Source organism: Streptomyces sp. TM32 (genome assembly GCF_004122755.1).
Classification (GTDB): domain Bacteria; phylum Actinomycetota; class Actinomycetes; order Streptomycetales; family Streptomycetaceae; genus Streptomyces; species Streptomyces sioyaensis.
In genome coordinates this window covers 21813-32786 of record NZ_SDIG01000061.1, presented here as the reverse complement: position 1 = coordinate 32786, position 10974 = coordinate 21813, and the positions used below count along the sequence as shown (strand labels likewise).

At 71.6% G+C, this 10974-nt stretch carries 13 protein-coding genes and 1 pseudogene; 9 read left to right on the top strand and 5 right to left on the bottom strand.

Annotation, left to right across the window (positions count from 1 at the left end; all coding sequences use genetic code 11):
* Positions 1–79: 79 nt before the first annotated feature.
* From crcB (EST92_RS15975) to crcB (EST92_RS15965), 3 genes are read left to right on the top strand one after another with little or no spacing between them, the layout of a single operon-like run.
* A complete protein-coding gene (crcB, locus tag EST92_RS15975) occupies positions 80–517 on the top strand; it encodes a fluoride efflux transporter CrcB (protein ID WP_129281597.1) in 438 nt (145 codons plus the stop codon).
* On the top strand, positions 514–900 hold the full coding sequence (locus tag EST92_RS15970) for a DUF190 domain-containing protein (protein WP_129281596.1): 387 nt from the start codon (positions 514–516) through the stop codon (positions 898–900). The genes crcB (EST92_RS15975) and EST92_RS15970 overlap by 4 nt, the downstream gene beginning before the upstream one ends.
* Positions 897–1271 (top strand): fluoride efflux transporter CrcB, encoded by a 375-nt coding sequence (gene crcB, locus EST92_RS15965; protein ID WP_129281595.1) that lies wholly within the window; start codon positions 897–899, stop codon positions 1269–1271. The genes EST92_RS15970 and crcB (EST92_RS15965) overlap by 4 nt, the downstream gene beginning before the upstream one ends.
* A gap of 237 nt (positions 1272–1508) precedes the next feature.
* Here the strand turns inward: crcB (EST92_RS15965) and snpA are convergent, their stop codons facing one another.
* Positions 1509–2186: a snapalysin gene (gene snpA / locus EST92_RS15960; RefSeq protein WP_129281594.1), complete on the bottom strand. Its 678-nt coding sequence runs from the start codon at positions 2184–2186 to the stop codon at positions 1509–1511.
* Between the two features lie 219 nt (positions 2187–2405).
* Here snpA and EST92_RS15955 point away from each other — a divergent pair, with 219 nt between their 5' ends.
* Positions 2406–3365 carry a LysR family transcriptional regulator gene (locus tag EST92_RS15955; protein WP_275540882.1) on the top strand — a complete coding sequence of 320 codons (960 nt, stop codon included), beginning with the start codon at positions 2406–2408 and terminating at the stop codon, positions 3363–3365.
* A 64-nt stretch (positions 3366–3429) separates the two neighbouring features.
* On the opposite strand, the gene EST92_RS15950 is transcribed toward EST92_RS15955, so the two are convergent.
* Both EST92_RS15950 and EST92_RS15945 read right to left on the bottom strand, forming a co-directional pair.
* Positions 3430–4119, bottom strand: a complete 690-nt coding sequence (locus EST92_RS15950) for a hypothetical protein (protein WP_129281593.1) — start codon at positions 4117–4119, stop codon at positions 3430–3432.
* A gap of 136 nt (positions 4120–4255) precedes the next feature.
* Positions 4256–5594, bottom strand: a pseudogene (locus EST92_RS15945) (RNA polymerase sigma factor).
* Between the two features lie 239 nt (positions 5595–5833).
* On the opposite strand from EST92_RS15945, the gene EST92_RS15940 reads away from it, so the two are divergent.
* Positions 5834–7105, top strand: a complete 1272-nt coding sequence (locus tag EST92_RS15940) for a cation:proton antiporter (RefSeq protein ID WP_129281592.1) — start codon at positions 5834–5836, stop codon at positions 7103–7105.
* An 86-nt stretch (positions 7106–7191) separates the two neighbouring features.
* Here EST92_RS15940 and EST92_RS15935 read toward each other — a convergent pair whose 3' ends face one another.
* Positions 7192–7773 (bottom strand): HD domain-containing protein, encoded by a 582-nt coding sequence (locus EST92_RS15935; protein WP_129281591.1) that lies wholly within the window; start codon positions 7771–7773, stop codon positions 7192–7194.
* A 13-nt stretch (positions 7774–7786) separates the two neighbouring features.
* On the bottom strand, positions 7787–8914 hold the full coding sequence (locus tag EST92_RS15930) for a helix-turn-helix transcriptional regulator (RefSeq protein ID WP_129281590.1): 1128 nt from the start codon (positions 8912–8914) through the stop codon (positions 7787–7789).
* Positions 8915–9076: 162 nt separating this feature from the next.
* Between EST92_RS15930 and EST92_RS15925 the strand changes: the two genes are divergently transcribed.
* From EST92_RS15925 to EST92_RS32200, 4 genes are all read left to right on the top strand, one after another.
* Positions 9077–9490, top strand: a complete 414-nt coding sequence (locus tag EST92_RS15925) for an ATP-binding protein (protein WP_129281589.1) — start codon at positions 9077–9079, stop codon at positions 9488–9490.
* Positions 9491–9608: 118 nt separating this feature from the next.
* Entirely contained in the window at positions 9609–9833 is a 225-nt protein-coding gene (gene tgmA / locus EST92_RS15920) for a putative ATP-grasp-modified RiPP (protein WP_129281588.1), read from the top strand.
* Positions 9830–10807 (top strand): ATP-grasp ribosomal peptide maturase, encoded by a 978-nt coding sequence (gene tgmB / locus EST92_RS15915; protein WP_254068837.1) that lies wholly within the window; start codon positions 9830–9832, stop codon positions 10805–10807. The genes tgmA and tgmB overlap by 4 nt, the downstream gene beginning before the upstream one ends.
* The gene (locus tag EST92_RS32200) at positions 10804–10968 is read left to right on the top strand and encodes a hypothetical protein (protein ID WP_254068836.1); all 165 of its coding nucleotides are present in this window, start codon (positions 10804–10806) and stop codon (positions 10966–10968) included. Before tgmB ends, EST92_RS32200 begins: the two co-directional genes overlap by 4 nt.
* Positions 10969–10974: the final 6 nt, after the last annotated feature.

Below are 10974 nucleotides of genomic sequence, written 5' to 3'. Positions count from 1 at the left end.
CGGGCCGGGAGCGAGGCTCTGTGTGGCCGGTGCGCAGGGGCGGAGGTAGCCTGAGGTCGCCGATGATCTCGGGAGAACCATGGACGAGCGACGCCGCGGGGCGGCGCCCTGGCAGGGCCAGTGGCCGGTGATCGGCGTGGTGGCCGTGGGCGGCGCGATCGGCGCCTCGGCGCGTTACGGCGCCGCGCTCTTCTGGCCCACCGCCGCCGGCACCTTCCCCTGGACGACCCTGGCCGTCAACGCCGTCGGCTGCGGCCTGATGGGCGTCCTGATGGTGGTGATCACCGAGGTCCGCTCGGCCCACCGGCTGGTGCGTCCCTTCCTCGGCACCGGCATCCTCGGCGGCTTCACCACCTTCTCCACCTACACCGTCGACATCCAGCGGCTGGTCGACGCCCGCCGGCCGGCCCTGGCCGTGGCGTATCTCGCGGGCACCCTGCTCCTCGCGCTCGCGGCCGTCTGGGCCGCGGTCGCGGGCACGCGCGCACTTCTCGAACTGAGGCGGCGGACGGCATGACACACGGCACGGCACAACCCGGCGGCGCCCCCGCGCTGCGGCTCACGGTCTTCGTCGGCGAACAGGAGACCTGGCACCACAAGCCGCTGTACGCGGAGCTGGTGCACCGCGCCCGCCGGGCCGGACTGGCCGGCGCCAGCGTGTTCCGCGGCGTCGAGGGCTTCGGCGCCACGTCCCTCATCCACACCCAGCGGCTGCTGTCGATGAGCGAGGACCTGCCGGTCGCGGTCGTCGTCGTGGACGCCGAGGAGCGGATCCGGGCCTTCCTGCCGGAGCTGGACGAACTCCTCGCGGGTGGCGGCCTGGTGACGCTCGACCCCTGCGAGGCGCTCACCTACCCCCGCCCGGACCGCCCGGCCGCGGACGAGGGCGGGCGCGGGTGAACTGGCTGCTGGTGGTGGTCGGTGCGATGGTCGGCGCGCCGCTGCGGTTCCTCACCGACCGCGCCGTGCAGTCCCGGCACGACACGGTCTTCCCCTGGGGGACCTTCACCGTCAATGTCGTCGGCTCGCTGATCCTCGGGACGCTGACCGGCGCGGCCACGGCCGGCGCCGCCTCCTCGCACCTCCAACTGCTGCTGGGCACCGGCCTGTGCGGGGCGCTGACCACGTACTCGACGTTCTCCTACGAGACCCTGCGGCTGGCGGTGGACGGGGCGCGCGGCTATGCCGCGGCCAATGTCGTACTGAGCCTGCTGGCCGGGCTCGCGGCCGCGTTCGCGGGTGCGGCGGCCGCGCAGGCCTGGTGGGGCTGACCCGGGCGGTCGCGGACGGACGAAAACGGCGGACGGACGAAAACGGTGGGGCTCGTGGTGAGCCCCACCGCACGGGCGGCGCAGGAATGCGAGGGCTGGTGGGGATACGAGCGCCGTCCGCCAGGTACCGGTACTCGTCAGCCCCAGGCCGTACGCGGAGCCGGCTGCCGTCAGCCGGGCCGGGACCGCTGGGCCACCGCCGAACTTCGTGGTTTCCGGAGCGCGCCTCCTAGAGGGTCAGGAGGCCTTGCCGAAGCGGATGCCCGCCAGGCCGTTGGCCCAGAGCTGGTCCACCTTGGCGCGTTCGTTCGCGTCCGGCTGGGCGTTCTGGCACGACGTGCCGGGGCCGCCGCCGGACATCAGCTCGCTGCACGGACCCTCGTAGTGGTCCGGCAGGCCCAGCACATGGCCGGTCTCGTGCGCGGCCACGCGGGTGGAGTTGTACTCCTGGTTCTGCTTGTGGTCCAGGAAGACATAGCCCTTGCCGTGGCCGTCGGTGCTGGCGTACGAACCGCGCGGGTCGTCGCCCTCGCGGTACTGGAAGTCGCCGCCGCTGCCTTCCTGCAACTTGACGTTGTGCACCGCGCTGTTCCAGATCGAGGTGCTCTCGGCTATCTGGCTCTTGTACGTCGGCGCCGCACCGGCGTCGTAGGTGACGGTGACCGTCGCCGCGTGCGGGTGGGCCTTCATCTTGGCCCGCGCGGACTTGATCACCGCTTCGAAGAACGCCTTGGTGTCGGCCTTCTCGGCCGCCGAACCCTGGTAGGCGGCGATCGAAGCGGGCGTGCTGTGGTGGGAGTTGGCGAGGGAGGAGGGGGAGGAGGGGGAAGCTGCCGAAACCGGCGCCGCGGCTGCGAGTGCGGCGGCGAGGCCCAGGCCCAGCGCTGCCGACAGCGCTGTCTTGGGAGATCTCATGTGGGGGGGCTCCTTCATCTCCGAGGGCCGTACGGTCGCCGTGTGGGGCGGCGACCGGGGCCCTGCGGATTTCTTGGTGCCGTTGAGTCTGGACGCAGTTCACCCGCGGGACGGAGATGCCAGGTGGCGATAGCGCCGGCCAATACCCCGGAGGGAAAGGGAGTTGAGGCAGGTTTAAGAGTCTGGTGTGACGGATGCCGACCTCGTTATGCTCCGGACGTGGAGCTAGAGGTCAGGCATCTTCGCGCATTGTGCGCCATCGCCGACACCGGCAGCGTACGCAAGGCGGCGCGGCAGCTCGGCATGACCCAGCCTTCCCTGACGACCCAACTCCACCGCATCGAGAAGGCCCTAGGGGGCCAGCTGTTCTTCCGGGAACCGACCGGCAGCCGGCCCACGCCGCTGGGGCATGCGGTCCTGTGCCGGGCCCGGCCGATCGTGGCCGAAATGCGGGCACTTATCGACGAAATCGCCTCGGCCTCCCACCACGAACCGGGCGCACGGCTGCACATCGGCAGCACCAACAGCCCCGCCGTCGCGGGCTGGCTGCGGCGGCTGCGGGTGCGGCTGCCGGAGACGGACACCACGATACGAGCCGATGTGTCCGCCAATGCCCTGCTGCACATGGTGGCGACGGGACAGCTCGACGCCGCCTTCGTCCACGAGGTCGAGGGTGCGCCGCTGCGGGTCCCCGAGGGCCTGGTCGAGCATGAACTCGTTGCCAGAGAACCGCAGTTCATCGCCCTGGCGGACAGTCACCCGGCGGCCGCCCGGGACGTCGTGCGGGTGGCGGACCTCGCCGACGACCAGTGGATGGTCGACCCGACCGTGGACGGCGAATGGGCGGGGCTGCGCCGCATCTGGGCCGCGGCCGGCATCACCCCGCGGGTCGTGCACGGCGACTACCTCACCGCGGTCGACCTCGTCACGGCCGGCGAGGTGGTCACCCCCTGCCAGCCGACCGCCCGCTCCCGGCACGGCATGGCCATCCGCCCCCTGTACGGCGACCCGCTGGCCGTCCGCCTCTTCATGGCCTGCCGCCACGACGCCACCCCGGCCGCCTCCGCGGACGACCTGTTCGCCGATCTGACCGCCTCGTACCTGGAGATCGCCTGGGCGAGCGAGGCGTACCGGGCGTGGCTGGTGCGCCATGACGGGCTGTTGTCGGTGGGGATTTAGGGGGCCGAGGGGGCAGGGCCGGAAAGGTCCCGGCTGCGGTGCCGGCCGGCGGGACGACGTCGGCTCATTTCCGGCTTGACTCCACGTATTCGAAGGTCCGCTCGTTCATGGCGTGCTCCCGTTTGTCCCAGGAGTAGACCCGGCGGATGTCGTACCCCCTGTCGGCCGGCTCCTGCACGATCACGTCACGGCCCGACAGCTTCACCGACCGGGGGCGCTCGGCCTCGTCCATGATCAGGGTGACCTGGCCATGGGTGACGGTGAAGGCCCACAGGAACAGGAAGTACGGCCCCGAGGCGACGCCGAGCAGCAGCTCGTCCTTGCCGTCGCCGTTGAGGTCCCGGTACTCCGGCGCCTTGACCGGGCACGGGTCCTGCCCCAGGGCCGTGCAGTTCTTGATCTTCTCGTCCGTGCCCTCCTCGTCGAGAGGGGCGGTCATCGTGGTGAGCCGGGCCTTGGCGACGGCGAGCGCCGAGATCCGGTGGATGTCGTCGGACGGCACGCGCGGCAGGCCGCGCACCGGTGACGGCACACCGTCGTTGAGCTCCGAATTGGGCTCGCCGAGCGGTGGCGGGGGCTTTCTGGGGGTCCACAGCTGCTTGGGGGCCGAAGCGGCCGGCGTGGGGCCGGCGCTCTTGGGCTCCCCGGCCCCGCTGCAGCCGGACACCAGGAACACGGCCGACGCCATGACGAGGGCCAGCACCGGCAGCGCCGCCCGGGAGCGCCCCTCGGGAGCCGGCGGAGTGCGAGACATCGGCAGGTCATTTCCAGTCACGGTGGTGGGCGGGTCACGCCGGACATGATGCTGTCTGTTCCGCATTGCGGCAATCCTGCCGTGCGGAAGGGGCGCCGCCGGAGGCGAGGCGGCGCCCTCGCGGCGCGGTGGCTCCTCAGCTCTCGGGCGGGCGGCCATGGCCCGTGTCGCCCTCCTCCTGCTCCGCCGCCCGCTCCTCCAGGAGGGCCCGTTCCCGGGCGTTGCGGGTCAGTGCGGCGGCCCGCAGGAACTCCTGCCGGGCCTCCGCCGCGCGCCCCAGCCGGGCGAGCAGATCGCCGCGCACGCTGGGCAGGAGGTGGTAGCCCGCGAGCGCCGGTTCGGCCGCCAGCTCGTCCGCCACCGCCAGGCCCTGTGCGGCACCGAACGCCATGCCCACCGCCACCGCCCGGTTCAGCTCCACGACCGGGGACGGCGCGACCTGCCCATGGGGGTCCCCCCGCGCCGTTCAGGCGTGGGGGAGCCTCGTACAGCACCGCGATCCGCGGCCAGTCCGTCTCCTGGGCGGTGCGCGCCCGGGCGTGGCAGGCGGCGATCGCGGCCTGCAGGGCGTACGGGCCGAGGGCGCCGCCCAGTTCCTCGGCGCGGGCGAGCGCGGCCAGCCCGCGCCGGATCAGCAGCCGGTCCCAGCGCGACCGGTTCTGCTCCAGCAGCAGCACCGGCTCGCCCGTCGGCCCGGTCCGGGCGGCCGACCGCGAGGCCTGGATCTCCATCAGGGCCACCAGCCCGTGCGCCTCCGGCTCCTTCGGCAGCAGCCCGGCCACCATCCGTCCCAGCCGCAGCGCGTCCTCGCACAGCGCCGGCCGCATCCAGTCGTCCCCGGCCGTCGCCGCGTACCCCTCGTTGAAGACCAGGTAGACGACCTCCAGCACCGACGCGAGCCGCTCGCCCCACTCCGCCCTGGCCGGCACCTCGAACGGCACCCGCGCGTCGGCGAGCCGCTTCTTCGCCCGGACGATCCGCTGCTGCACGGTCGCCTCGGACGTCAGGAACGCGCGGGCGATCTCGTCGGTCCGCAGCCCGCCGACCAGCCGCAGGGTCAGCGCCACCCGCGCCTGGGTGGACAGCACCGGATGGCAGGCGAGGAACACCAGTCGCAGCAGATCGTCCTCGATCTCCGCGCCGTCCTCGACCCGCGCGAAGGCGGCCTCCGGCCGGCCGGGACCGCTCTCCGCCTCCCTGCCGAGCAGCTCGACCTTGCGGGCCAGCCGCTCCTGTCTGCGCAGCAGATCGATCGCACGGTTCCTGGCGGTCGCCATCAGCCAGGCGCCCGGATTGTCCGGGATGCCGGTCTCCGGCCACCGCTCCAGCGCGGCCACCATGGCGTCCTGGGCCAGCTCCTCGGCGAGCCCCACGTCGCGCACGATCCGGGTGAGCCCGGCGATCAGCCGCGCCGACTCGATGCGGAACACCGCCTCGACCGCGCGCCGCGCGTCGCCTGTTGCCGTCACGGCCACATCAGAACACCCGGGCCCCGCGGCGGCAATCGGACACTGCACGGCGGGGCCGGGCGGGGACCTGCCCGGCGGCCGGCTGACGCCCTGGTGGCCGCGGAGCGCCGCGGCCCGCTGGCCGGCGCTTCGGCCAGCTGTGTGAAAGGCGACGCCCCGTTCTGCCCCGCGCCGCCCGGTGCCGGGTGCGATGCCCGAGAGTGGGGTGCCCGAAGGCCGACGAGGCCGAGCCCTGGAGAGCCCCCGTGGACGGCACCCTTTCCCTGGTCCTGCTCCTGCTGTTCCTGTGGTGTCTGTGCTCACGGCGGATGGAGCGCTTCGAGCTCACCGCTCCGGCCGCCTTCGTGCTGCTGGGCCTGCTGCTCGGCGAGGGCACCGGCACCCTCGACCTCGCGCTGCCGCACGAAACGGTCAAGGCGCTGGCGGAGGTCACCCTGGTGTGGGTGCTCTTCACCGACGCCGCACGGCTCTCCTTTCGCGCCCTGCGCCCCGAACTCGGCCTCTACGTAAGGCTGTTGGGAATCGGACTCCCGCTGTGTGTGGGACTGGGCACGCTGCTGGCGGCCGCCCTGCTGCCCGGCGTCTCGGGCTGGGCCGCCCTGTACGTCGGGGCCGCGCTCGCTCCGACGGACGCCGCGCTCGGCGCCACGATGATGGTCAACCCGGAGGTACCGGTGAAGATCCGCCGGGTCCTCAACGTGGAGAGCGGCCTCAACGACGGCATCGTCACACCGCTGGTGGTGCTCGCCCTGGCCGGGATGGCGTCGGCCGAGGGGGCCGCCGGACCGCATGCCACCGGTCATGCCCTGGTGGAACTCGCCGTCGGAGCGGCATACGGCGCGGTGGCCGGCCTGGCCGCCGGCTGGCTGCTGCGCACCACGCTCCGCAACGGCTGGGCGTCCGAGGACTTCGCCGGCCCGGGCGTCCTGGCGCTGTCCCTGCTCGGCTACACCTCCGCCCTCGCCCTCGGCGGCAACGGCTTCGTCGCCGCCTTCGTCGCCGGTCTGGCGTTCGGCACGGTGCACGGTGCGCCGCAGCGGGTGCTGCTGTACGTCGAGCAGTCCGCGGCACTGCTGTCCGTGCTGGTGTGGCTGGTCTTCGGCGTCCTCCTGCTCCCGGAGATGGCCGCCGACTTCACCTGGCAGGCCGTGCTCTACGCCGTCCTGAGCCTGACGGTGATCCGCATGGTGCCGGTGGCGTTGTGCCTGGCCGGCAGCGGTCTGGACGTCCGAACCGTGCTGTTCGTCGGCTGGTTCGGGCCCCGTGGACTGGCCTCGGTCATCTTCGGCCTGCTCGCGGTCGAGGAGCTCGACCCCGCCGGTGCCCGTCCGGTGCTCCCGGTGCTCGCCTGCACGGTCCTGCTCAGCGTCCTCGCCCACGGCCTCACCTCCACACCGCTGGCCCGGCGCTACGGGCGGTCGGTCAAGGACACCGGCCCCGCGGCCGCCCCGGCGGACGAACTGCCCGTCAGGGGCATGGCGGCCGGGGGTCTGCACCGCGTCCGGCGCCGGGGCTGATCGGCCCGGCCGTGACCGACACCTGCAGCGCCGGTGTAGCGGGATGCTTGAACCGCCTGGAGACAGACGGCCTGCCGGTAGCGGCGTCAGCTCTGCTTCTCTCCGAGTGCTGTGCGCAGCCAGTCCAGAGACCCGGTCGCCAGCACCGCGTCGGCGAGTTCGCTGGCTGACTTCGTGGTGAGTCGGCCGCGACTGTTGTCGATCCACCGCTGTGCGTTCTCATAGCCTTGAGCCCTGTACTCGACCCCCTGGATCATGCACTCCAGTTTGTCGGCGTCCCGGGCGCAGATCGCCTCAGCGGATTCCTTCGCCTCGTACTCGGCGACGAGTTCCCGTACGGCCGAGGCCAGAATCTCGGGCATACCGGCGACCTGGTCGGCGGTGACCGCTTGTGGGTCCGCCTCGGTGGAGTACCTCTTTCCGAGGTGGTTCACATCGCCGGTCCGCGTCTCTTGGGAGTCGTGCCACACCGCGAGGAACGCGGCCCGCGCAGGGTCGGCGCCTTCGAGCTTCGCGATGATCGTCGCAAGCAGAGCGGTGCGCCAGGAGTGCTCTGCCACCGACTCCGGGTCGCGTACGCCGGCCATCCACCAGCCGGTGCGCTTGGTCTGCTTCAGCGTCCCCGCCTCGTACAGGAAGCGCGCCACCGCGGACAGGTCTTCAGCCACCGTCGGACTCCTCTCACGCCTCGGCGAGGCGGATCGCGTACCGCATGCTCTCCAGCTCCCGGCGCCCGCGCACCGACAGCTCCCGGCCATCCAACATCACAGGCAGCCGGTCGCGCAGGGCATGGCCTGCTGCGCCGGATCGCAGCAGGTGGGGCCGAACCTGGAGCAGGGACCACACGGAGTGGATGTTGAGGTCGAGGTAGCCGTGATGCGGGGTGAGACCTTGAGCGAGGTGGGTGAGTAACTTGTTGCCCGGCCAGGGGCCGGGGGTGCGGGCCGCGATGAAGTCGTCGCTCAACTCGGGATGGGCCGTCTCGCCGATCCAGTACGCCCAGTAGTTCAGGTTCGCGGCTTCTCCGGCGTCATCGTCGATCAGGGCGGTGTCGATGAAGTGGCTCATGCGGTGCCGGTCTCCTTGCCGGGCCGAGACGGCGGCGAAAGAGCGGGAGTTGAGCCAACGCGCGAGCCAGCCGCTGGGGCGTTCGGTGGACTGCTGGTGAGCGAGCCACTCCGACGTGTCGGGCTGATCGTCGTAGCCGGAGAGGTACAGCGCCTGGCGGCGAAGGAGGAATTGGTCATCGCCGCGGGCCTGCTCCGCCGTGCGTCGCATCTGCGTGAAGAAACGAGTCCGGCCGGACGCCGAAAGCTCCGGCCCGGCCGGCGCGGGTCCTCGGCGCCTCCGGGGCGGATCGGGCAGGTCACGGACGGGCTCGGGCGGTACGTCGATGAGGGGCCACGCCAGCACTTCGACGAGGTCGCGCTGCATCACCCAGGCCCCGAGCGGGCTGTCCTCGACGTCGGCCTCGTCGTCTAGGGCGCAGGCGAGGAGGACGTCCGCCTCCAAGGCACGGTCGAGGGCCTTCAGGAGCGCGGGGGCGGTACCCGTCTGCATCAGCCGATGACGGTGCACGAGCATTTGTCCGACGGGTACAGCGGTCAGAGGGCGGCGGCCGGACTCCCACCCCGCGATGGTGTCCGCGGACACCCGCAGATGCTCGGCTACTTCCTCCTGGGTGAGGGCCAGCTGCTCTCGTATGACCCGGAAGACGTAGCCGGAAATGACGCCCGTGCGAGGGCGCCCCGTTGTTCCCTGACTGCTGGTCAGGGTTGGTCGCGAACTCGACCGCATACGTAGCCCCATTCCCGTGAGTTCGCAGCAAACGACTTGTACTCGCGGTCACTTCAAGCGGCGATCACGGCTGTCTACCGTCGTATGCATCACCGAACGAGCCTAGTGGGGCGGCAGCCCTGACGGCCGGTGATGGGGCCACACGGAACGCGAGCACCTCCGAGGGACGCGACGATGACCACGACGGCTGCATCGGTAGGACCACAGCGGTACCAGGAGCGATATGCGGCGAAGCTGGAAGCTGCCAAGCAGGCGCGCCGGGACATAGCGCTGGCCCTGACGGGCTGGGGCCTTCCCCACCTGGTCGAGGCGGCCGAGCAGATCGTCACGGAACTGGTCGCCAACGCCGTGGAGCACACCGACGCAGCCACGGTTGGCACCTCTCTCACCCGGACCGGCCAGGAGGCCGTGCGAATCGTCGTCACGGACACCTTCCGCACCAAACTCACCCCCGCCGCGCCGTCCAGTGACGACGAGAACGGGCGCGGCCTCCTCCTGGTCGACGCGCTCGCCCACGACTGGGGAAGCGAGCTGGTCCACGGCGGGAAACGGGTGTGGGCCGAACTGCGTGGGGACGGCGTGCAGTGAGCGGGCAGCCCGTGGCCGAGCCGCCCCGATGGAGCGGCCCCGCAAGACCCTTGTGCGCGCTCTCGGGCGCGGACGAGGTGGAAAAGAGTCCGAGCACCACCAATCAGCAGGAGGCATCATGCCCACGGCAGTCATCCCGTTCGGCGCTCGCGCCGAACGCACCCCGTACACCGTCACCCTGGAGGCGGGCTCATTCGCATACGACCCGGCACGTCAGGTCAACGTCGTGACCGACGGCTCGGGATCCCTGTGGAGCCGGTCCACCTCCCTGGCGGGGAGCTGCACGAACACGAACTGGGACAGCAAGAACGACGACACGTCCGACCCGTACCTGATGCGGTGACACAGCACCTGTCCGGCGGCCCGGTGCTGGTCGTCACCAAGGAACTGGACCCCGCGGCGGACCTGGTGGTCGACGAACTGACGCTCCGGCGCGTGCCGGTGATGCGGTTCGACATGGGTGGCTTCCCGCAGACCATGTCCCTGTCCGGTGAGCACGCTGCAGCACCCTGGACGGGAGTCCTGGCTGACGAGTACCGCTCCGTGCGGCTGGAGGAGGTGCGGGCCGTCTACTACAGGCGGCCCCGCCTTCCTGCTGTTTCCGAGGAGCTGCGCGAGCCCCACCGCACGTGGGCGAACGAGCAGGCACTGGCCGGTCTGCTCGGCACGCTCTACGCGCTCCCGGTGTCGTGGATCAACCGGCCGGACGTGGACGGCATCGCCTCCCACAAGCCGGTACAGCTCCCGGTAGCGGCGGCGCAGGGGCTCCGCACGCCGCGGTCGCTGATCACCACCGACCACGAGGCGGCCCGGAAGTTCTGCCAGGAGGTGGGAGGTCCGGTGATCTGCAAGCCGCTCATGGGTGGCCCGCTGGAGTACCCGGATGGCCGCCGCACCGGGGTGCCGACGACCCTGATCGACCCCGACACCATCGACGACTCCGTGTCGTTGACGGCGCACCTGTTCCAGGAGTGGGTGCCCAAGTCCCACGAGGTGCGGCTGACCGTCGTGGGCACGGACATGTTCGCGGCTGAGATCCACGCCGGCAGCGACACGGCCCGGGTGGACTGGCGCAGCGACTACGACGCCCTCACCTACGACGTGTGCAAAGTGCCGGACGACGCGCGGGCGGGCGTGCTGGGCTGGTTGGAGCACTTCCGGCTCAGCTTCGGCGCGTTCGACTTCGCCGTCACCCCGTCCGGGGACTGGGTGATGTTCGAGTGCAACCCGTCCGGAGAGTGGTCCTGGATCCAGAACAAGACGGGCCTGCCCATCGCCGCGCACCTTGCTGATCTACTCGCCAAGGAACGACCATGACGACGCATACCGAAGAGCGCGCCGCGCAGCTGCGTGCGGCGTTGGCTGATGCCCTGGAGGCCAGAGGCCAACTAACCGACCCGACCTGGCGGAAGGTGTTCCAGAGCGTAGCGCGCCATCCGTTCGTGCCGGAGTTCTGGACCCTGGCCGCCGACGAGTAGCGGCAC